The 20,527-nt window shown below is 65.1% G+C and carries 25 protein-coding genes; 9 read left to right on the top strand and 16 right to left on the bottom strand.

Features of this window, described 5'->3' with window-relative positions; all coding sequences use genetic code 11:
• Entirely contained in the window at positions 1-1,212 is a 1,212-nt protein-coding gene (locus tag ACQI5H_RS11945; RefSeq protein ID WP_427079570.1) for an acetyl-CoA C-acetyltransferase, read from the bottom strand.
• A 181-nt stretch (positions 1,213-1,393) separates the two neighbouring features.
• Between ACQI5H_RS11945 and ACQI5H_RS11940 the strand changes: the two genes are divergently transcribed.
• Complete coding sequence (locus ACQI5H_RS11940; RefSeq protein WP_427079569.1) at positions 1,394-2,566, top strand: pyridoxal phosphate-dependent aminotransferase; 1,173 nt, start codon at positions 1,394-1,396, stop codon at positions 2,564-2,566.
• On the opposite strand, the gene ACQI5H_RS11935 is transcribed toward ACQI5H_RS11940, so the two are convergent.
• From ACQI5H_RS11935 to ACQI5H_RS11920, 4 genes are read right to left on the bottom strand one after another with little or no spacing between them, the layout of a single operon-like run.
• The gene (locus tag ACQI5H_RS11935) at positions 2,553-2,987 is read right to left on the bottom strand and encodes an SRPBCC family protein (protein ID WP_427079568.1); all 435 of its coding nucleotides are present in this window, start codon (positions 2,985-2,987) and stop codon (positions 2,553-2,555) included. The genes ACQI5H_RS11940 and ACQI5H_RS11935 overlap by 14 nt on opposite strands.
• 2 nt (positions 2,988-2,989) lie before the next feature.
• Entirely contained in the window at positions 2,990-3,439 is a 450-nt protein-coding gene (locus ACQI5H_RS11930; RefSeq protein WP_427079567.1) for an SRPBCC family protein, read from the bottom strand.
• Positions 3,440-3,497: 58 nt separating this feature from the next.
• A complete protein-coding gene (locus ACQI5H_RS11925) occupies positions 3,498-4,577 on the bottom strand; it encodes a CaiB/BaiF CoA transferase family protein (protein WP_427079566.1) in 1,080 nt (359 codons plus the stop codon).
• Positions 4,578-4,580: 3 nt separating this feature from the next.
• The gene (locus ACQI5H_RS11920) at positions 4,581-5,024 is read right to left on the bottom strand and encodes an SRPBCC family protein (protein WP_076059092.1); all 444 of its coding nucleotides are present in this window, start codon (positions 5,022-5,024) and stop codon (positions 4,581-4,583) included.
• Between the two features lie 65 nt (positions 5,025-5,089).
• Here ACQI5H_RS11920 and ACQI5H_RS11915 point away from each other — a divergent pair, with 65 nt between their 5' ends.
• On the top strand, positions 5,090-6,754 hold the full coding sequence (locus tag ACQI5H_RS11915) for an alpha-keto acid decarboxylase family protein (protein ID WP_427079565.1): 1,665 nt from the start codon (positions 5,090-5,092) through the stop codon (positions 6,752-6,754).
• A gap of 6 nt (positions 6,755-6,760) precedes the next feature.
• On the opposite strand, the gene ACQI5H_RS11910 is transcribed toward ACQI5H_RS11915, so the two are convergent.
• The 5 genes from ACQI5H_RS11910 to ACQI5H_RS11890 form a co-directional block, all read right to left on the bottom strand.
• Positions 6,761-6,946, bottom strand: coding sequence for a (2Fe-2S)-binding protein (locus ACQI5H_RS11910; protein ID WP_427079564.1), 186 nt, complete (start codon positions 6,944-6,946; stop codon positions 6,761-6,763).
• Between the two features lie 10 nt (positions 6,947-6,956).
• Positions 6,957-7,583 (bottom strand): fatty-acid--CoA ligase, encoded by a 627-nt coding sequence (locus tag ACQI5H_RS11905; RefSeq protein ID WP_427079563.1) that lies wholly within the window; start codon positions 7,581-7,583, stop codon positions 6,957-6,959.
• Entirely contained in the window at positions 7,580-9,031 is a 1,452-nt protein-coding gene (locus tag ACQI5H_RS11900; RefSeq protein WP_427079562.1) for a FadD3 family acyl-CoA ligase, read from the bottom strand. Before ACQI5H_RS11900 ends, ACQI5H_RS11905 begins: the two co-directional genes overlap by 4 nt.
• Before the next feature lie 75 nt (positions 9,032-9,106).
• Complete coding sequence (locus ACQI5H_RS11895; protein ID WP_427079561.1) at positions 9,107-10,297, bottom strand: amidohydrolase family protein; 1,191 nt, start codon at positions 10,295-10,297, stop codon at positions 9,107-9,109.
• An 80-nt stretch (positions 10,298-10,377) separates the two neighbouring features.
• Positions 10,378-10,770, bottom strand: coding sequence for a lipoprotein LpqH (locus ACQI5H_RS11890; RefSeq protein WP_427079560.1), 393 nt, complete (start codon positions 10,768-10,770; stop codon positions 10,378-10,380).
• Positions 10,771-10,907: 137 nt separating this feature from the next.
• Between ACQI5H_RS11890 and ACQI5H_RS11885 the strand changes: the two genes are divergently transcribed.
• A complete protein-coding gene (locus tag ACQI5H_RS11885) occupies positions 10,908-11,654 on the top strand; it encodes an enoyl-CoA hydratase/isomerase family protein (RefSeq protein WP_427079559.1) in 747 nt (248 codons plus the stop codon).
• A 14-nt stretch (positions 11,655-11,668) separates the two neighbouring features.
• Positions 11,669-12,067 (top strand): hypothetical protein, encoded by a 399-nt coding sequence (locus ACQI5H_RS11880; protein WP_076122744.1) that lies wholly within the window; start codon positions 11,669-11,671, stop codon positions 12,065-12,067.
• Here ACQI5H_RS11880 and ACQI5H_RS11875 read toward each other — a convergent pair.
• On the bottom strand, positions 11,983-12,684 hold the full coding sequence (locus tag ACQI5H_RS11875) for a TetR/AcrR family transcriptional regulator (RefSeq protein ID WP_427079558.1): 702 nt from the start codon (positions 12,682-12,684) through the stop codon (positions 11,983-11,985). The genes ACQI5H_RS11880 and ACQI5H_RS11875 overlap by 85 nt on opposite strands.
• 182 nt (positions 12,685-12,866) lie before the next feature.
• On the opposite strand from ACQI5H_RS11875, the gene ACQI5H_RS11870 reads away from it, so the two are divergent.
• Positions 12,867-14,159: a cytochrome P450 gene (locus ACQI5H_RS11870; RefSeq protein WP_427079557.1), complete on the top strand. Its 1,293-nt coding sequence runs from the start codon at positions 12,867-12,869 to the stop codon at positions 14,157-14,159.
• A gap of 19 nt (positions 14,160-14,178) precedes the next feature.
• Here ACQI5H_RS11870 and ACQI5H_RS11865 read toward each other — a convergent pair whose 3' ends face one another.
• Genes ACQI5H_RS11865 through ACQI5H_RS11850 form a run of 4 tightly spaced genes read right to left on the bottom strand, consistent with a single transcriptional unit; the run spans position 14,179 to position 16,645 of the window.
• Positions 14,179-14,457 carry a cytochrome C oxidase subunit IV family protein gene (locus ACQI5H_RS11865; RefSeq protein WP_427079600.1) on the bottom strand — a complete coding sequence of 93 codons (279 nt, stop codon included), beginning with the start codon at positions 14,455-14,457 and terminating at the stop codon, positions 14,179-14,181.
• A 6-nt stretch (positions 14,458-14,463) separates the two neighbouring features.
• Entirely contained in the window at positions 14,464-15,051 is a 588-nt protein-coding gene (locus ACQI5H_RS11860; protein ID WP_427079556.1) for a cytochrome c oxidase subunit 3 family protein, read from the bottom strand.
• Positions 15,048-15,863: a hypothetical protein gene (locus ACQI5H_RS11855; protein WP_427079555.1), complete on the bottom strand. Its 816-nt coding sequence runs from the start codon at positions 15,861-15,863 to the stop codon at positions 15,048-15,050. Before ACQI5H_RS11855 ends, ACQI5H_RS11860 begins: the two co-directional genes overlap by 4 nt.
• Positions 15,860-16,645, bottom strand: coding sequence for a hypothetical protein (locus tag ACQI5H_RS11850; protein ID WP_427079554.1), 786 nt, complete (start codon positions 16,643-16,645; stop codon positions 15,860-15,862). Before ACQI5H_RS11850 ends, ACQI5H_RS11855 begins: the two co-directional genes overlap by 4 nt.
• Positions 16,646-16,748: 103 nt before the next feature.
• Between ACQI5H_RS11850 and ACQI5H_RS11845 the strand changes: the two genes are divergently transcribed.
• Positions 16,749-17,342, top strand: a complete 594-nt coding sequence (locus tag ACQI5H_RS11845; RefSeq protein ID WP_427079553.1) for a TetR/AcrR family transcriptional regulator — start codon at positions 16,749-16,751, stop codon at positions 17,340-17,342.
• Between the two features lie 10 nt (positions 17,343-17,352).
• Here ACQI5H_RS11845 and ACQI5H_RS11840 read toward each other — a convergent pair whose 3' ends face one another.
• Positions 17,353-17,754, bottom strand: coding sequence for a hypothetical protein (locus tag ACQI5H_RS11840; RefSeq protein ID WP_233147951.1), 402 nt, complete (start codon positions 17,752-17,754; stop codon positions 17,353-17,355).
• 661 nt (positions 17,755-18,415) lie between these two features.
• On the opposite strand from ACQI5H_RS11840, the gene ACQI5H_RS11835 reads away from it, so the two are divergent.
• From ACQI5H_RS11835 to ACQI5H_RS11825, 3 genes are all read left to right on the top strand, one after another.
• Positions 18,416-19,222, top strand: coding sequence for a hypothetical protein (locus ACQI5H_RS11835; RefSeq protein WP_427079552.1), 807 nt, complete (start codon positions 18,416-18,418; stop codon positions 19,220-19,222).
• Positions 19,219-19,860 carry a hypothetical protein gene (locus tag ACQI5H_RS11830; RefSeq protein ID WP_427079551.1) on the top strand — a complete coding sequence of 214 codons (642 nt, stop codon included), beginning with the start codon at positions 19,219-19,221 and terminating at the stop codon, positions 19,858-19,860. The genes ACQI5H_RS11835 and ACQI5H_RS11830 overlap by 4 nt, the downstream gene beginning before the upstream one ends.
• A 132-nt stretch (positions 19,861-19,992) precedes the next feature.
• On the top strand, positions 19,993-20,514 hold the full coding sequence (locus ACQI5H_RS11825; protein ID WP_427079550.1) for a hypothetical protein: 522 nt from the start codon (positions 19,993-19,995) through the stop codon (positions 20,512-20,514).
• Positions 20,515-20,527 lie beyond the last annotated feature (13 nt).

Raw genomic sequence — 20,527 nt, 5'->3', positions numbered from 1 at the left:
TTAAACCCTCTCGATGATCGTCGCGACACCCATGCCGCCACCGATGCACAGCGTGACCACGGCGCGCCGGGCGTTGCGGCGCTCGAGCTCGTCGACCATCGTGCCCAGGATCATCGCGCCGGTGGCGCCCAGCGGGTGGCCCATCGCGATGGCGCCGCCGTTGACGTTGAGCTTTTCGTCGGGGATGTTGAGGTCCTTCTGGAACTTCAGCACCACGGAGGCGAATGCCTCGTTGAGCTCGAACAGGTCGATGTCGTCGACGGTCAGGCCCGCCCGGTCGAGCACCTTGCGGGTGGCCGGCGTCGGTCCGGTCAGCATGATCGTGGGCTCGGCCCCGGTCGTGGCGGTGGCCACGATGCGCGCCCGCGGAGTCAGGCCCTGCGACTTGCCGGCGGCCTCGGAGCCGATGAGCACCAGCGCGGCGCCATCGACGATGCCCGAGCTGTTGCCGCCCGTGTGCACGTGATCGATCTTCTCGATCCAGTGGTACTTCTGCAGCGCCACGTCGTCGAACCCGCCGAGCGCGGCGAGGCCCTCGAAGGCGGGCTTCAGCTTGGCCAGACCTTCCATGGTGGTGTCGGGCCGCATGTGCTCGTCGTGGTCGAGGATCAACAGGCCGTTCTGGTCGCGGACCGGCACCACGGACTTGGCGAAGTAGCCGCCCGACCATGCCGCGGCCGCCTTCTCCTGGCTGCGCAGTGCGTAGGCGTCGACGTCCTCCCGGGAGAAGCCCTCGATGGTGGCGATCAGGTCGGCGCCGATGCCCTGCGGGACGAAGCCGACGTCGTAGTTGGTGGCCGGGTCCAGCGCCATCGCGCCGCCGTCGGAGCCCATCGGCACGCGGCTCATCGACTCGACGCCGCCGGCCAGCACCAGGTCGTCCCAGCCGGACCGCACCTTCTGCGCGGCGGTGTTCACCGCCTCCAGCCCGGACGCGCAGAACCGGTTGAGCTGCACGCCACCGACGGTGTCGGGCATGCCGGCGGCCAGCACCGCGGCCCGGGCGATGTCGCCGCCCTGGTCACCGACCGGTGAAACCACACCGAGGACGACGTCGCTGATCAGGTTCTCGTCCAGGTCGGGAAATCGCCGGCGCAGTTCGTCGATCAGCCCAACGACCAGGCTCAGTGGCTTGACCTCGTTCAGCGACCCGTTTTTCTGCTTACCGCGCGGGGTGCGGATGGCCTCGTAGACGAAGGCTTCTTCGGACATGTCGGCTTCCTCTTCACAAATGGGGGTTCGGATCCGTACCCAGCACCCTAACAGGGCCCCCGGCCAACCTGTTGGTTGGGCCGAGTTGGCTGGTCAGGCGCCGAACGTGACGCTGCAGTCACTATGGGCGCCGAGCGTGACGCTGCAGTCACGATCGGGGCTGAAGCTAGGCTCGACCACCATGACGGTGTCGCGGCTGCGGCCCTACGCCACCACGGTGTTCGCCGAAATGTCGGCGCTGGCCGCGCGGATCGGCGCGGTGAACCTCGGTCAGGGCTTTCCCGACGAGGACGGACCGCCCGCGTTGCTGAAGGCGGCGCAAGACGCCATCGCCGAGGGCGCCAACCAATACCCGCCTGGAATAGGCATCGCGCCGCTGCGTCACGCGATCGCCGCCCACCGCAAGCGACACTTCGGCGTCGACTACGACCCCGACACCGAGGTGCTGGTGACCGTCGGCGCCACCGAGGCCATTGCGGCGGCGGTGCTCGGGCTGGTCGAGCCGGGCTCGGACGTACTGCTGGTCGAACCGATCTACGACTCGTACTCCCCGGTGGTTGCGATGGCCGGCGCGCACCGGCTGGCCGTGCCGCTGGTCCCCGACGGTCGCGGCTTCGCGCTGGACACCGACGCGCTGCGGCGGGCACTGACGCCCCGGACCCGCGCGCTGATCATCAACTCGCCGCACAACCCGACCGGTGCGGTGCTGAGCGAGGCCGAGCTGACGGCCGTCGCCGAGATCGCGGTGGCGGCAGATCTTTTGGTCATCAGCGACGAGGTCTACGAGCACCTGGTCTTCGACAGCCGCCGCCACCTGCCACTGGCCGGGTTCGACGGCATGGCCGAGCGCACCATCACCATCTCCAGCGCCGCCAAGATGTTCAACTGCACCGGCTGGAAGATCGGATGGGCATGCGGCCCAGCTGAACTCATCGCCGGCGTCCGAGCGGCCAAACAGTATCTGAGCTACGTCGGCGGGGCGCCGTTACAGCCCGCCGTGGCCCTCGCGCTGGACACCGAAGACGCGTGGGTGGCCGAGCTTCGAAGCTCGCTGCAGGCCCGACGAGATCGGCTGGCGTCCGGGCTGAGCAAGATCGGCTTCGCGGTGCACGACAGCGGCGGAACCTACTTCCTGTGCGCCGATCCGCGCCCGCTCGGCTACGACGACAGCACCGCGTTCTGCGCGGCATTACCGGAAAAGGTTGGCGTCGCGGCCATCCCGATGTCGGCATTCTGCGATCCGGCCGCCCCGCACCTTGACGTGTGGAATCACCTGGTGCGCTTCACCTTCTGCAAACGCGACGACACCCTCGACGAGGCGATCAGGCGGCTGGCCGCGCTCAATCACCCATAACTCGCCAGCGCAGTCCCTCCAGCGCGGCGTGCAGGATCTTCTTGCGGGCCCGGTTGATGAGGAACTCAGGTAGTGGCGCCGACGGTTCGACGGTGATGCCGAATCGCACCCGGGTCTTGTCCTCGCCCAAACGAGTCAGGTTGTACTCGCCGTGCTGACCATGTTGGTGGATGGTCTTTTTGGCGTCCCACACCATCCAGTCCCGCCCCCAGTGGTACTCGAGAAACTGCGTGTCGACGATGCCCATCACCCTGATCGTGACCTTCACGTGGTGCGGCCGGCCGTCGGGATAGGTGTCGACCACTTCGGCCTTCTTGTGCACCGCGGACCATGACGGAACGGTGTCCATGTCGGCGAGCGCGTCGATGATGACCTCCGGGGGCGCGTTGATGACGATCTCCGCCGACGCTTGCACGGCCACTGCTAATCACCCGAATCGCGGCCGCCCCTGACCAGATCGGTCAGCCCCTTCACCGAGGCGTTGAGGACGTTTTCGGCCGCGCGCTTGACGACGAAACCGGGGATCGGCCCCGCCGGTTCGACCGTGATGTCGAAACGCACCCGGGTCTTGTCGACACCCTCGGGTTTGAGGTTGTACTCGACGTGCTGGCCATGCTGTTGGGCGGTCCCCTTGGCGTCGTAGACAACCCAGTCGGGGCCCCAGTGATATTCCAGCATCTCTCTATCGACGAGCCCCAGAATCTTGATCGTGGCCTTGACATGATGGGGCCGACCGTCGGGATAACGGTCGATCACTTCGACTTGTTTGTGTAGTGGCGACCACGATGAAAGGACGCCGACATCTGTCAGCGCCTCCATGACCACTTCTGGCGGCGCATCAACGACGAATTCCCGTGATGCTTTTACTGCCACTGATAACAACCTAACCCCGGCGACCTACCCGCGGCTGGTGTTCGGCGTGACTATTTAGCTACCAGCCGATTTCGGCGATCGGTGTCGTGGTCGCCGGCGGCGGCCCTACCGGCCCGGCCGGCGTTCGGGAAAACCGCGGCGCCGGCGCGGCCTGTTCGACGCCGTGGGCCGTGATCACCGTCGAGCGCGCGTTCAAATGCTCGTTGGTCGCGGCTTCGCTCCACGTCAGTACCGGGGTGACGCACGCATCGGTGCCGGCGAAAACCTGGGCCCACTCGTCGCGGGTCCGGCTGGCGAATCGTTGCGCGAAGACGTCGTACATCCGTGGGTATGAACCGATGTCGAGCTGGCCGGGCACCTCGTCTTGGGTCAGGCCGAGCCCGGCCAGCAATGCTGCGAAGAATTGCGGTTCGATGGCACCGACGGCCATGTACTTGCCGTCGGATGTCTCGTAGCAGCGGTAGAACGGGGCGCCGCCGTCGAGCAGGAACGACTCGCGCCGGTCGCGCAGCGCGCCGGTGGACTTCATCGTCCACATCATCTGCGCGAGCACGCTGACCCCGTCGACCATCGCGGCGTCGACGACCTGTCCCTTGCCCGACTTTTCCCGCTCATACAGCGCCACCGCGATGCCCAGCAGCACCAGCATCGATCCGCCGCCGAAGTCGGCGACCAGATTCAGAGGCGGCATCGGCGGCCGGTCGGCGTAGCCGAGCGCCGACAGCGCACCGGTCTGCGACAGATAGTTGATGTCGTGGCCGGCCGTCGCGGCCAGTGGCCCGTCCTGTCCCCAGCCGGTGATCCGCGCGTAGATCAGTCGCGGATTGACCGCCGCGGAGTCGTCGGGCCCGATGCCCAATCGTTCGCAAGTGCCGGGCCGGAAGCAGTCCAGCAGCACGTCGGCCTTCGCGGCCAGCTCCAGCAGCGTCCCGGGCTGCGTCTTGACGTCCAGGTCGACGATCCGCTTCCCGCGGTGTAGCAGGTCGCGGTCCTCGGGCGGCATCGTCAGTCCGCCGGGACGGCGGACCCGCACCACGTCGGCGCCCAGGTCCGCGAGCACCATCCCCGTGTGGGGCCCCGGTCCGATGCCGCCGAGTTCGATGACTCTCACCCCGGCCAGCGGGCCCGCGCCGGTCACCGACTACTTGCCCTTCTTGACCTTGAGCACGCGGTCGCGCAGGCCCTTGGTGCCGGTGTCGATCGTCCCTTTGACGGCCCGTTTCAACACGAAGCCGGGCAGCGGTACCACCGGGTCGACGCTGATCTCGAACTTGACTTTGGTCTTGTCGCCCTCGGGTATCAACGTGTAGGACGCGTCCTGCGAGCGCTGTTGGCCGGAGCTGACCAGCGTCCAGCTCACCTTGTTCTCGCTCCAGGTGTAGGCCACCACCTGCTCGTCGGTGATGCCGGCGGCTTTGACTTTCATCTTGACCTTGCTGGGCCGGCCGTCCTCGCCCCTCTCCAGCACTTCGGAGCTCTGGTGGGGCTCCGACCACTCGGGCAGCGATTCGAAATCGGCGATGACGTCGAGAATCTCCTCCGGGCTGGCTTCGATGACAATGTCGCGTGTTTCGTTGATCGCCATGGCCCGCACGATAGCGAAACGCCGTCGGGCCGGAGGCGGTTTCGACCGGGCGTACCGTCGTCCTCGTGACCTACACCGTCGGCGACTACCTCCTGGACCGCCTCGCCGAGCTCGGCGTCTCCGAGATCTTCGGCGTTCCCGGCGACTACAACCTGGAATTCCTCGACCACATCGTCGCCCATCCGGCCATTCGATGGGTGGGCAGCGCCAACGAGCTGAACGCCGGCTACGCCGCCGACGGATACGGGCGGTTGCGTGGAATGTCGGCCCTGGTAACGACATTCGGCGTGGGTGAACTCTCGGCGGCCAACGCGATCGCGGGCAGCTACGCCGAACACGTGCCCGTCGTCCATATCGTCGGCGGCCCCTCAAAAGACGCCCAGGGCGCCCGGCGGGCGCTGCATCATTCGCTCGGCGACGGGGACTTCGAGCACTTCTTCCGGATCAGCCGGGAAATCACCTGCGCCCAAGCCAATCTCATGCCTGCCACCGCGTGCAGGGAGATCGATCGCGTGCTGTGCGAGGTGCGTGAACAGAAGCGGCCCGGGTACATCCTGCTCTCCACCGATGTGGCCCGCTTCCCCACCGAGCCACCCGAGGTGCCGTTGCCCCGCTACGCCGGAGGCACCAGCCCGCGCGCGCTGGCGATGTTCGTCGAGGCCGCGACCGGCCTCATCGGCGACCATCGGCTCACCGTGCTGGCCGACTTGCTGGTGCACCGGCTGCAGGCGGTCAAGGAGCTCGAGGCGTTGCTGGCCGCGGATGTGGTGCCACACGCGACGTTGATGTGGGGAAAGAGTCTGCTCGACGAGAGCTCGCCCAACTTCCTGGGCATCTATGCGGGTTCGGCCAGCTCCGAATGGGTGCGCGCGGCGATCGAGGAGGCGCCGGTCCTGGTGACGGCCGGGGTGGTGTTCACCGATATGGTCAGCGGTTTCTTCAGCCAGCGCATCGACCCGGCCCGCACCATCGACGTCGGGCAGTACCAAAGCAGTGTGGCCGGAGAGGTTTTCGCGCCGTTGGAGATGGGCGCCGCGCTGGAGGCCCTGGCCACGATCCTCGCCCGGCGCGGAATCGCCTCACCAGCGGTGGCGTCGCCGCCGGCCGAACCCCTGCCGCCACCGCCGCCGCGCGACCAACCGCTGACTCAGAAGATGGTGTGGGATCGGCTGTGCGTAGCGCTCACACCGGGCAACGTGGTCCTCGCCGATCAGGGAACGTCGTTCTACGGCATGGCGGATCATCGGCTCCCGCAGGGCGTCACCTTCATCGGTCAACCGCTTTGGGGCTCAATCGGTTACACGCTGCCCGCCGCGGTCGGGGCGGCGGTGGCGCATCCGGACCGCCGGATCGTGTTGCTGATCGGCGACGGGGCCGCGCAACTGACCGTCCAGGAGCTCGGCACCTTCTCCCGGGAGGGGTTGTCGCCGGTCATCGTGGTGGTCAACAACGACGGCTACACCGTCGAACGGGCGATTCACGGGGAGACGGCGCCCTACAACGACATCGTCAGCTGGAAGTGGACCGATGTTCCCAACGCGTTGGGCGCGGTCGACCACCTGGCGTTCCGCGCGCAGACCTACGGTGAGCTCGACGACGCGTTCAACGCCGCCGCGCAGCAGCGCGACCGCATGGTGTTCGTCGAGGTGGTCCTGCCGCGGCTCGAAATCCCGCCTCTGCTCGCTCAACTCGTCGGACCCATGTCACCGGACGGCACGCGGCGCCGCTGACGGGGACTAAACCGTCGGCACCGTTCGGTCCGGCGCCGACGACCGCAGCATCGCCTGGACGGTCCGCCGGCAGCGCCCGCAGTCGGCGCCCGCTCCGCACGCCTGGGCGACGTCCTTGGTCGTCGACGCCCCGGCCGCGACGGCATCGCCCACCGTCTGGCTGGTGACTCCGTTACACAGGCACACGAACATACCGGCGAGCTCAGTCCGCCTCGATGCGCATCATGTCGAAGAACCGGCCGACGAACAGCGGCGGATAGGCGCCGACGCCCGCGCCGGACATCCACTGGGCCGCGGCGTCCGGATGCTCGATCCACTCCCGGGCACCGTCCTCGTCGGGAAACTCCTGCAGGATCAGGACCTCGTGCTCGTCGTCGAAAGCCTGGAATACCCAGGTCTTTCGGATGCCGGCCGCGGTGAACCTGTCCATCGCGGACCGCACGCCCGCGGTCAGGGTCGACACGTCGTCGACGGACGCGATGGCGGCTACCACCACGCCGGGCGCCCCGGTTGCCGGCGGGTCAGCCGGAATGAACCTGTCGATGATCTCGCCGGCGAAGACGGCGGGAATGTCTTCGACGCCGGCGGCATCGAACCAATCGAAGAAGACGCGCGAGCGCAGCAATTCCACGATGGGCTCACGGCTGTGCACTCCGATCATCACCAGCACGCGGCCGTGTTCGTGGGTGGACGTATACACCAGAACGTGGTGTGCGCCGATGTCGGAGAGTGCCGCCTTGTTCCGCTCGAGCAGCGGCCAGACCCGGGTCGGGTCCGGGATCCGGTAGTCCGATGCGATCACCATCGAATGAATATCGCCGGTAGTCAATGGAGTTGGTCCTTCATCACTTTCCCCGTGGCGTTGAGCGGCAGCGCGTCGAGGAACTTGATGGATCTCGGCGCTTTGAATCCCGCCATCCGCTCTCGGCACCACGCGATCAGGTCGTCTTCGGACACCTTAGTTTTTGCCACCACGAAAGCCCTACCCACCTGGCCGAGGCGATCGTCGGGGACCCCGATCACGGCGGCCTGCGCCACCGCCGGGTGCTCGAGCAGGAAGCCCTCGATCTCCGCCGGGTAGGCATTGAACCCACCCACGATGAACATGTCCTTCTTGCGGCCCACCACGCGAAGGCGGCCCGCGTCGCCGAATTTGCCCAGGTCTCCGGTGTGCAGCCAGCCGTCGTCGTCGATCGCCTGCGCGGTGGCCTCGGGCTCGCCGAGGTAGCCCTGCATCACGCCGTACCCGCGGACGAGCACCTCGCCGTCGTCGGCGATACGCACCTCGACCCCCTCGCAGGGCAGGCCCGCGGTGGTCGCGACATCCTCGAAGGAATCGCCGGGCCGCGACAAGGTGACGTTGCCGGCCTCGGTCAGCCCGTAACCGGTCATCAACGTCTGGAAGGGCAATTCGCCATGGATGCGGCGAACCAGCTCGACGGGAATGTCGGCGGCGCCCGTGACGCCCGCCCGCAACGACGCCAGCTTGCCCTTGTCGTCGACCGTCAGCAGCGAGTGGTACAGCGTCGGCGGGCCGGGCAGCATCGTAATGCGTTCGCGTTCAATGAGATTCACCACGTCCTCGATGTCGAAGACTTGCACCGGGACCATCGTCGCGCCGCGCAGAAATGACGCGATGAGCCCCGCCTTCAAGCCGAAGGTGTGGAAGTACGGGTTGATCTGCAGATAGCGATCGCCTTCGCGCAGATCCGCCAGCGTCGCCCATTCCTCGTACATGCGCAGCGTCTGCCGATGGTTCATCATCGCGCCCTTGGGGCGACCGGTGGTGCCCGACGTAAAGATGACGTCGGCGACGTCGGTGCCGCTCACCGCACGCTCGAACGGCCTACCGCCGGAGAGGAAGCCGGACTTCAGATCGATGGCCGGTATCCCCGCCGGTGCGGTGTAGTCCTGGTCCAGAAAACCCTTCTGCACCAGCACGGCGTTCGCCCCACTGCGGCCGATGATGTCACCCGCTTCTTCGGTCTTGAACCGGGTGTTGACCGGCACGAGCACGCCGCCCGCTGTGAGCAGCCCGAAGGCAGCGATTATCCACTCGGCCGAGTTGGGTGCCCAGATGGCGACCCGGTCGCCCTTGCCGACCCCAAGCTCGGCGAACGCGCCTGCGGCACAACGTATTCGCTCGACGACCTCGGTGAAGGTCAAGCGCAGCGGACCGTCGACAATCGCTTCCGCGTCGCCGAAGCGGTCCGCCGCGCTCAAGACCATCTCGGGGATGGTCTGCCACTCAGGTTCGATTGGCCGACTCCTCCTCATCGCGCTTCGCGTCCCCCTCGCCGCTTCGCGGCTGGGGGTGCCCCCACCGCACCGTCGCCGGCCGGCGGCGCAACGTCACACCGTGACGAGCCGACCGAGGTTGCCGCCCATGATCTTTGCCTGATCCTCGACGGGCAGGTGTGAGAGCGCGTTGACGTAGAAGGTCGGCTCAGCCAGCCCTTCGGGGTGTGGCCAGTCCGAGCCGTACAGCACCCGGTCCACGCCGACGAGGTTGACCAGATCGTCGATGCCGTCCTCGAAGAACGGGCTGACGTGGATGCGGTTCTTGACCATCTCGACGGGATCGCTCGGGAAAACTTCCGGGGCCTTCCGGAAGACCTCGGTCAGGCCGTCCAACAGCGGGGTCATCCACTTCGAACCGGCCTCGACGATCGCGACCTTCAGCTTCGGGTGGCGGTAGAGCGCGCCGTGAATGACCCAGGAGCCCACCGCGTCCTGGATCGGCCGCCACTCGTTGAGGATGCCCATCGCATTCGTTTGGAATGGCAGCATCTCCTGTTCGGCGCCGTCCCATTCGGAGGTGTACCGGGAGTAGCCACTGTCGCTGGAGTGCATGCCGACCAGCACGTCGTGCTCGACGACGCGCTCCCAGAACGGGTCGAACTCAGGCACCGCGAACGACCGCGGGCCACGAAAGCCGGGGACGGGAGCCGGGCGGATCAGGATGCAGCGGGCACCGCGCTTGACCGCCCATTCCAGCTCCTCGATCGCCTTCTCGACGATCGGCAGCGTGATGACCGGGGTGGTGAAGATCCGGTTCTGGTAGTTGAAGCCCCAGACCTCGTCGAGCCATTCATTCAGGGCATGGATCAGGACGTGGATGGCGACCGGGTCGTCGCGCAGCCGTTCCTCGAGCAGGCTTGCCAGCGTCGGAAACATCAGCGTGCGGTCGAGACCCAGCTCGTTCATCTTCTCCAGGCGCGGGCCAGGCTCGAAGAACGCCGGGATCGCGCGCATCGGCTCGCCGAACAGCTCGCGCTTGGTCTTGCCGTCCGGGTTGCCGAACTTGAAGTACTCCTCCCAGGCGCCCGGCCGGGCGACGACCTCGAAGGTCGGGTTGGGAATGTAGTTGCTGATGTGGCCGCGGATCGCGATCTTGGTCCGGCCGTTGACCTGCACGTACTGGACGAAGTCCTTGTACTGCTTCGGCAGGAACTTGGTCAGCGCCTCCGGCGGCTCGTACAGATGGTTATCCGCGTCAAAGATTGGAAACGGGACGTCTTCCCGGTGCGACAACTGCCCCATGAAATCCTCCTTCTTGATTTGTGAGAATAGTATTCTCTACCAAGGCCCAACCGCAACGTGCACCCCGCTGGGGACCGCGATCAGCAGCTGACGACGATTTTGAACGTGGCGGTGGTCGGTTCATTCGGGTTGTCGGCCTTGTAACCATGGGCCGTGCCGGTGATCGTGAATTTGCCGGCGCTCAGGCTCGAGTTGGCATCGCCGTCGCCGCCTTGGGAGTACATCCCGGTGAACCCGGCCAGATTGCGGATGCGGACGGAGTTGACGCTGGCGCGCTCTGAGTGTTCGTCGACGGCGACGGTGGCGCCGGCAAAATCGCCACCGATCTCAATTTTCCGGTACCACTCCACCTGGCTGCACTTGACGTTATGGAATGTCGAGCTGTTTCCGTTGACGGTCACTGATGCCGTGGCGGATTGCGGGTCTTGCGGTCGTGGTGTGCAACCAGCCACGACGGCGACCGAGAGCGCCACACCGGCCACCGCGATTCGGTTGAGCATCACGCCACCTCCAGCCCCGTCGCGGAAAGATCTCGGCCTTTAGCGATGATGTTATTCTCCCGACAAGAGAACGCCAATATCGGCCGTCTTGGTCAAGGGAGCAACGGAGCATGGTGGACCTCGAGGTCGACGATGGCCTGGCCGTGCTCACCATCGATCGCCCACACGCGCGCAACGCGATCGCGTTGGACACCATGGATCAACTTGAAAAGGCGCTCGATGCGGCCGCCGGCGCCAGGGCCCTGGTCATCAAGGGCGCGGGCGATCGGGCCTTTGTCTCCGGCGGCGACCTCAAGGAACTGAGCACGCTGCGCACCGAGCAAGATGCCGCGGCGATGGCGAAGCGGATGCGGTCCATCTGCGACCAACTAGCCGGCTTCCCGGCTCCGGTGGTCGCCGCCCTCAACGGCCACGCCTTTGGCGGTGGCGCCGAAGTCGCCGTCGCGGCCGATATTCGGGTAGCCGCCGACGACATCAAGATCGCCTTCAATCAGGTGGAGCTGGAAATCATGCCGGCCTGGGGCGGCGCCGAGCGACTGGCCGCGCTGGTCGGAAAGGGCAGGGCCCTACTTCTAGCCGGCACCGGCACCACCCTCAGCGCGGTCGAGGCCGAACGGATTGGCCTGGTGGATCTGGTGTTACCCCGCCCCTCGTTCGACGAGGGCTGGCGATCGGTCGCGAGGTCACTGGCGCGCCACCCGGCCACCGAGATAAAGCGGGTAATCAGGGGAGTTTCGCCGGACGAGGCGATAGCATCCTTTGCACGGCTGTGGGTTGCCGACGCACACTGGCGGGCCGCGGAGCGGGTAATGAACCGTAGCGCCACCCCGCCTTCGGGCACCGGAGGAGCGACATGACCACCACATACCGGATGTTGGTAGCACTGGCGTTAGGCGGTGCCGGTTTACTCCCGAGCACCGGATCCGCACACGCCGACGACCCGGTCATGCATCACGTGAAGTACACCATCTCCGTCCAGAACCCGATCTACGCCAACATCTATTACATCGATCAAGAGCCGCCGATCTTCTCCGACTACAGCCACGATCCCTACCGGTTCACTCCCAACGTCAAAACCGACATCGCCCCGGGTGCGCCGTGGAGCTTCGAACTGAACGAAGCGAAACCCGAATACTGGGCCATGGTCGTCGTCAACACCGGCACCGAGCCCGGCACCCCGCAGTTTCATTGCGAGTTGTCGGTGGACGGGACCGTCGTGGTATCCAAGGACGGGCCCAAGGGCGTGCTCTGTTCGATCCGGAACTGGTGAACCACCCAGTTCGCCGGTACACCCTCGATCGGCTGCGGCTCGCCTTCCAGGCGGCGCAGGTAACTTTCGACGAGCTCCAAGGTTTCGGCGTGCCCGCCGGAAATCCCAACCGCCTGCTCGAGCACCAGAAACCGCGACAGGCTTGTCATCAGCACCGTCCACACCACCGGCGGCATATCCTCCCCGGACACCCCGTAGCGCTGCAACGCAGACGTCACCGCGTGGCGTTGTTCATCCCGGAAACGCTCCGCGTAGTAAGCGATTTCGGCCCGCATCTCCTTGCGGTGATTCGCCAGCGCCATGAATTCCATCGAAATCCGGGTGAAGGCGGGATCGGTGCCGAACCTCCACAACGCCCACAGCGGCTGCGGCGATTGCAGCGCTCGCGCCTGGACTTGAAGACCTTCCTCGGCGCGGCGGCGAAAGACCTCGAGGAACAGCTCCTCCATGGTGCGGAAGTAATAGTGGACCAGCTGAGGTTTGAGCCCGGCCTTGCTGGCCAGCCGGCGCGACGTGACCGCCGCGTACCCCTCCTCCACCATCAATCGCTCGGCCGCGTCGAGCAGCAGGCCGCGATTCTTCGCGTCCGGCGCCCCGATCCTGCGGGCCGATGTCATGCCGCTGCTCCATACTCTTCGCGCTGCCGTGCCGACCCCACGGATCGTAACGTGGCGCGGCGTCGTGACCTTGACCCTGACATTACCGCCATGCTAAGCAGGTGCTCAGCATATTTTCTCGATCTCGAAATCGGGCGGCGTCACCCTGCCGCCGAACCCGCAGCCCAGGGGGACGCAATCCGATGAGCGACTACGACTCCATCGACTTCTTCACCGATCCGTCTCTGGTCCCTGATCCGCATCCGTATTTCGACTACCTGCGCAGCCAAAACCCCGTGCTGCGCCTGCCGCACCACGGGGTTGTAGCCATCACCGGGTACGAAGAGGCCACCGAGGTCTACAAGGACCCCGAAACGTTCTCCAACATCGTCGCGCTCGGCGGCCCGTTTCCCCCGCTGCCCTTCCAACCCGACGGCGACGACATCAGCGCTCAGATCGACCAGCACCGCAGCTCGTTTCCGATGTTCGAGCACATGGTCACGATGGATCCGCCCGATCACACCCGGGCCCGGTCGGTGCTGAGCAAGCTGCTGACCCCGAGCCGGCTGAAGCAGAACGAGGAGTTCATGTGGCGCCTCGCCGACCGTCAGCTCGACGAATTCCTGAGCAACGGCGAGTGTGAATTCATCGGCGAATACTCCAAGCCGTTCGCCACGCTGGTGATCGCCGACCTGCTCGGCGTCCCGGAGGACGACCACAAGGAGTTCCGCTCTGTGCTGGGTGCCGATAAACCCGGCCGGGTGGGCGCCCTGGACCACGAGTCGGTCGGCATCAACCCGCTGGAGTGGCTCGACGACAAGTTCTGCTCCTACATCGAGGACCGGCGCCGCGAACCACGCAACGACGTGCTGACTTCCCTTGCGTCCGCGAAGTATCCGGACGGATCCACGCCCGACGTCATCGAGGTCGTTCGTTCGGCCACGTTCCTTTTCGCCGCGGGCCAGGAAACCACCGCCAAGCTACTCAGCGCGGCGCTGCAGGTACTCGGCGATCGGCCCGACATTCAGCAACAGCTGCGCGACGACCGCAGCCTGATCCCCGGGTTCATCGAAGAATCGCTGCGCATGGAGAGCCCGGTGAAGAGCGACTCGCGGCTGGCTCGCAGGGCCACCAGCATTGGTGGTGTCGATATACCCGTCGGCACCGTCGTGATGGTGCTGCCGGGCGCCGCCAATCGCGACCCACGACGGTTCGAAAACCCGCACGAGTTCGACCTCAACCGACGCAACGTCCGCGAGCACATGGCCTTCGCCCGCGGCGTGCACTCCTGTCCCGGGGGACCGCTCGCCCGAGTGGAGGGCCGGGTCTCGATCGAGCGCCTCCTGGATCGCATGTCCCACATCGAGATTGACGAAACCCACCACGGACCGAGTGCCGATCGCCGCTACACCTACGAGCCGACGTATATCCTGCGCGGCCTGAGCGAACTGCACCTGACGTTCACGACGGCCGATTCGGTAGCGCCCGTGGGCTGAACGTTCTCCCTCGCGAGAACTACCCGACCTGCATGCCGATGAAGTAGCAGGCGAGCATGCTTGCCGCGATGAGTACGACCCAGGCGTCGGTCAGGCGGCACAGCAAGACCGGAGCCTGGCGGACCTCCATGAATTCTCGAAAGATGATGCGCACCTTGACGACTGCGATCACGATCACGGCCGATGTGACCACGGCGCTGGCGCTGTTCGATCGATCGGCATGGTCTATCCAGAGGTAACCCAGCGTGAGCGAGGCCAGCACCAGCCAGACGATCAGAAGCCGCTTGTTGAATTTGATCACCTATCACCTCACCACGTACAGCAACGCAAAGATGAGCACCCAGAGGAAATCGACGGTGTGCCAATAGGTGGCGCACGTTTCGACCAGCTCCTGGGACCCCTGGGATTTCGGCGCCGGAGCGCGAAGTTGGTAGACGATCACACCCAGCACGACGAACCCGATCAGCAGGTGCACAAAATGGATCCCGGTGAGGAAGAAGTAGTAGGTGAAGAAGTCGTTGCTGTCCAAGCCATTTCCCATGCCGACCAGCCGGGCCCACTCAAACACCTTGGAAAACAGGAAGACCGCGGCCAACGCTGCCGTGATATAGACGTCCCTCAGTGCGGCTCGATACGCGCCGGCGCGGGACGACTGAACGCAGCGCGCCACCGACCACGAGCTCAGCAGCAACACCAGGGTGTTGAAAACCCCGATGCGCAGGTCCAGGTGGGCCTGGGAGTGCAGGAAAAGCTCGGGGCTTCGGGCGCGATAGAACAGATAGAAGCCGAAATAGCCGGTGAATACCAGCGTCTCGAACAACACGAAGACCCACATGTCGGGCTGGCCCGGCACGAATCTGGCGCGCTTGTTCTGCTCGGCTACGTCGGTCATTGCGCGGCCGCCCTCTTCCGGGTGAGGTCGGGCAGTGGCCCGGTACCGAAATCTTCACGTTGGATCATGCGAAAGAGCATGACGATGAAAGTGACTTGGTAGACGCCGAATACGACCATGTCCAGCCACCAAGCGATCTGGCCGTTCCATGCCAGCACGCCACGCCGAAAGATCCAGCACGGCGCCACGACGACCTCGGTGAGCGCGTTGCACAGGTTGAGATAGCCGAACCACTTGGGGAACACCCGGTTTCGGTCGAGCAGGATCGCCAGCATCCAGATCAGCGAGCCGATCAGGAACACTCCCATGGTTCCGTCGAAAGACAGGAAGGCGAAATCGTAGAGCCAGCCGAGCACTTCGGGGCCTCGCTCGGGCCGAAGCGTCGCGACGATCAGCGCGATGCAGAGCAGCAGCATGCCAGGAACGGCACTGAGCGAGTAGATGAGCAGATAGGAATAGCCGAACGCGCGGCTGACGGACATGCGTCGCATCGAGTACGCGATGAGGGCGTTGTTCACCGCGGTCATGCCGGTGACCGCGAAGATGATGCCGAAGCCGATCGGTATCCCGAGGTGGCGTTCGTGGAACCAGTGAACCTGGGTCGCGAGGTCCCACGTCGGCTGCGGCGGAGGCTGGACTTGCGCCACGATGAAGAACACCGGGAAGAACAAGTTGTAAAAGACGATGAGCGTTGCCCACGCCAACCACAGCTCGCGCTTGGGGCCGTGCCGCAAGTGCCAGGCGATCCGGTGACGCAGCGGGCCCGCGGGTGGTGTGGCCGGAGATTCGTGCGGCGTCAGCACCGCGCTCATGCGGAGACCAATTCTTCGCCGCGGCGCCGATATTCGACGCGCTCGCGGTAGACCGCTTGGCCCAGAACAACGCCCATCACGACGATCCAGACCGCAATGGCAACGTTTTTCAGCCAAAAGGACAGGAGTCCGTTCCACGCGAGCGGGCCGGTCAGGGTGACACCTACAAACGCGGCAGGGACTAGCGCGGCGGCCACCAGAAGGTTGAAGTGGGCCACCCAACGCTGGAATACCGGGTGCGGTTGATCGTCGAAATAGATTGCCACGGCAAGGATCACGCTTTGCCCTATCAGAAACGGGACCACGATGGTGAAGGTGATCCAGCCGAAATCGTTGAGCAATTGCGTCAGCTCCGGACTACGCTCCGGGCGAAAGGCGGCCAACAGCCAGCAGACGTTGGCGACGAGGAACAGGGTGGGCCCGCCGGCCACACAGCCCAGCATCGCGTAGGAGAAGATCGGCGTGCGATGGGCCATCCTGCGGATCTGCATCACGATCAGGGTCAGAATCGGGACGAGACACACCCCGAACCAGTTGAACACGATCATGCTGTAGCGGATCTGCGGGAGGTGGGCGGGATCGCGGTAGAACGCGGCGACCTGCTCGGCCGTCATGGTGGGTGACATCGGCGGATTGAAGCCCGGAAACAGAAAGAAGCAGGCAACAAAAATGATCACCGTCACCGGCAACGTCCAGAGCAGGATCAGCTCGCCGTCGGTACGGCGCAGCGCTGCCCGCGGAGATCCCCGGTCTGGTCCCTCGTTCGCGCCGATGTTGGACATCGTTGGCTCCTCCCGCCACGAAATCGCGTGGCCCACTCGGCTCGTCAGCGAAGCTAGCCGATCGGCTAGCTTCGGTCAATAGCCGATCGGCTAGTCTCTTCGTGTGAGAACAGCACGACAGGCGGTCACCGACGGCGAGCTGCGAATCGTCCAGCACAGCCCCGCCCGCACGCGCGTGCTCGATGCCGCCATGGAGCTGATCGCCGAGCATGGCGCGAGCGGTACTTCACTGCAAATGATCGCCGACGCCGTCGGGATCACGAAAGCCGCTGTCTACCACCAATTCCGGACCAAGGACCAGATCGTGCTCGCGGTCTCCGAGCGCGAATTCAGTCGGCTGCTCCCGGCGCTCGAGGAAGCGGAGGCGCACGGCGACGGGCCCGAGGCCCGCGATGCTTTGCTGCTCCGCATGATCGAGATGGCGGTTCGCGATCGCCAGCTGGTGCGCACGCTGCAGTTCGATCCCGTGGTGGTTCGGCTGCTGGCCGAACACGAACCGCTGCGACGCTTCATGGACCGCGTGTATCGAGTGCTGCTGAGCGACGCCGGTCTGGACGGACGGATCGAGGCGGCCATGTTCTCGGGCGCGATCAGCAGCGCGGTCATGCACCCGCTGGTCGCCGATATCGATGACAAGACGCTGATCGATCGGCTTACCGACCTCAGCCGACGACTACTGGGTCTGCATCAGCAATGAAACAGCGCGACTACGTGTCGCCGCGCACCCAGCTCGTTATGCCGTCATGGCCTACGCAGACGAGGAAGAGGCCATCGGGCGCCTGCGCGACGTAGTTCAGGTACTCGTGACAGTCGGCGCCCTCGTCCTTGACTCCCGCCATCGGAGGCGAGCGGAACCATCGGGGCTGGTATCTCCTCGGAGAGCCGCAGAACATCAGCCGCCCGGGCTCTGAGGCGAAGGAGACGTAATAGTCCGCGGTCCCGAAGGCGTAGTAGGTGGTGTTGTCGCACGGCGCGCCCAGGACCTGATGCGCCATGATGCCGGGGGTGCAGGCGGGGTAGTCGCACACCGTCGGTCCCGCGGAGACCGGCGGCGCCGCCAACAGGCCGGCACCGAGCAACGCAGCAACCAGCGCCACGATCGATCGCACCCCATTACTTTGCCACACGCGGAAAGGACTGGAAAGAAAATTCTCCTCGTTGGAGAAGATGATTGCGGAGTTCGTTGACGCCCGCGTCAACGCCCTTGCCCGCGCGGCTGGTTGGCCACAAAACAACGCACTCGGGTAGCGGCATCGCCCGGCGCGACTCCCATGTCCACCAATCTCTGGACTATTTGGGCAGAGGGAACACCACCATCGAAATCGTGCTGGATCACATGAACGCTCGGAAACCAAACTTCTGCATTTACCCCCGGCGGCGGCGGCTTAGTGTCGCCGCCTACGCAACTTACGTAACCATCGATCCCAGTGTCAGCGTGAGCAGACGGCACTCCCATCAGCACGCCCGGGGCGATGAGCAAGCCGCCGAGGGCCATGCCGACCACCGCGGTAACTCGCTGACCGGTGCCGAAATTGGGGATCTGCATCGTAATCTTCTCCCAATACGTCATATAGCCAACATGGTCGCTTCACGCTACTCGTTTTCAAACGGACCCACTAGCGATTGCCTCGGCACTAACCGACGTGCGCGCACAACCACCCGAACGCTTCTTCGCCCCTTGGCAAGGGGACATTTCCGCAGGTAAGACGCCATGCGGCAGGCGCCCGATGACGGCATTCAGCCCAGGCCCAAGTGATAAGCTGCTTTTCCGTGCACGATCCGGAGGGGCCCGACGCCGACGATTGTGGTGACCCGACGGAGGTAACCGACCCCGCCGAACCGCAGTCGCGCTCAGGGAACGACGCCGGCGCCGTAGGTCAAGCGCCGGATACGGGCGCAGAAGACGAAGTTGCCGAGGCTGAAGCGCGCGCTGAGGCGGCCCGGGCGCGCCTCGTACAGCTGCGCGGGGCAGCGGAAACCGAGGACACGGACGACGACGCCATGTCCGGCGATGCCGAGCAGGCTTCTCCAAAGCAGACCCGGAAATGGCTACGGTTGCCGCGTCGTCCGAAGCGACCGCGGTGGCTCCACCGCCCAGGGCGGAAAACAGTAGCTGTTGCCGTTGGCGCCGTCCTCGTCTCCGCCTCTCTCGGCGCGAGCGGGTACATGCTGTGGCAGCACCGCACCGCTGTGCATAAACGACAGCTCGCCGCCGAGTTCACCGCGGCCGCCCGGCAAGGGGTTACGGCGCTGATCTCGATCGACCCCGATCATGCAAAGGAGAGCGTCCAACGCATGATCGATGCCTCGACGGGCGACCAGAAGAACCAGCTTTCGGTGCTGTCCGTTCTCATAGTCAAGAAGGCCGAGGACACGAAGGTTGGCAGCAAGGTCACCATCGAAGGCGTCGCCGTCCAGTCGTTGAGCGACAATTCGGGAGTCGTGCTTGTGGCGGCGAAAACCGCTCCCTTCGGGCCGGATAACGTCAAACCGCCGCCGGCCTTGTTTCGGCTCAGTGTCAATTTGGACCGCGACGGCGGTCAGCTCAAGATGTCGAGAGTCGAATTCCTGTCATGACTGTCAAACGTGGCGCGTCGCTGGACAGCGACGAAACAGCATTTGACGATCTGGGTCCCGCACGCGCCGACGAGGATGAGCGGCCGCCCGCCGACAAGGAATCGGCACGCTTGCGCCGGCTGACAGCGGTCCGGCACTGGGTGCGCAGGCATTCGGCGGAGTGGCGGTCAATAGTCGCGAGAACGTTGGTCGTCGCCGCCGTGGGAGCCGCTGCCGGCATTTACTTCATCGTGTACCTGCCGGAGCAGCGGGTCGACGATGCGACGGCGCGTCGTGCAATCCAGGCGGCGTCAGATGGTGCGGTCGCGGTGTTGTCGTATTCCTACGACCATTTGAATCGCGATTTCGACAACGCGAAATCGCATCTCAGCGGCGACTTTCTGGCCTACTACAGGAAATTCAGCGACGATGTCATCGGGCCGACCGCGCAACAGGGGCAACTGACGGCGACCGCCAAGGTGATTCGGGCCGCAGTTTCGGAATTGCATCCCGATTCGGCCGTCGTGCTGGTTTTCGTCGACCAGACGACATCAAGCCCGCAAAAAAAGGATCCTGAGAAAACCCAGAGCGCCGTTCTGGTCACGCTGAAAAAGGTCGACGACTCCTGGCTGATCGCGAAATTCGATCCGACCACATGAGCGCACCAAATCTTGTTCCAGCCGTTACCTCCTCGGCCGAAGCGGTGTAACGTCATCGCTCGGGAACGCCGCAACCGACGGCGAAAAGGGTGCCACAGGCACTGTCGCATTACGCGTTTCGAGGAGCACCTGATGCGTTCAGTCAAAACACTCGCCACCGCAACGCTGGTGGCCGCAACCATATTCGGTGGTTTGAGCACTGCACCCACAGCCCACGCAATAACCAAGGAAGACGTGGCCCTCAACGGGACTTTCCGCGCCACGTCCATTGGCGATTGGGCCATGAGAAATGACCAGTACTTCGGCGAGCCGACGGTCTACCAAACGTGGACCATCAGTTCGTCGTGCGTCTCAACCCAGGAATGCCATGGCACGCTGACGAGCGACCAGGGATGGAGCGCGCCTCTCTATATGCTCGACGGGCAGATGTGGAAGGCGAAACACGAAGTGCCGGACTGGGAACGGTGCCAGGACGGCACCGCGTTCAGCGGAATGCAGACCTTCTTTTTCTACCCGGTGAACGACAATGGTGGATATCAACTCGGGTCGCGGACCCTCGCCGGCAAGGACAAGACAGTCGGCCCAAGCGGTGCCTGCGGGCAAAACCAATGGCTTGATATCACGATGCCGTTGCGCCTGGACCAGCTCTCCTGACCGGGCGGTCATA

It is taken from the genome of Mycobacterium heidelbergense (assembly GCF_050205645.1).
Classification (GTDB): Bacteria; Actinomycetota; Actinomycetes; order Mycobacteriales; family Mycobacteriaceae; genus Mycobacterium; species Mycobacterium heidelbergense_A.
The sequence above is the reverse complement of the archived record's forward strand: the minus strand, read 5'-3'. Positions and strand labels throughout refer to the sequence as shown.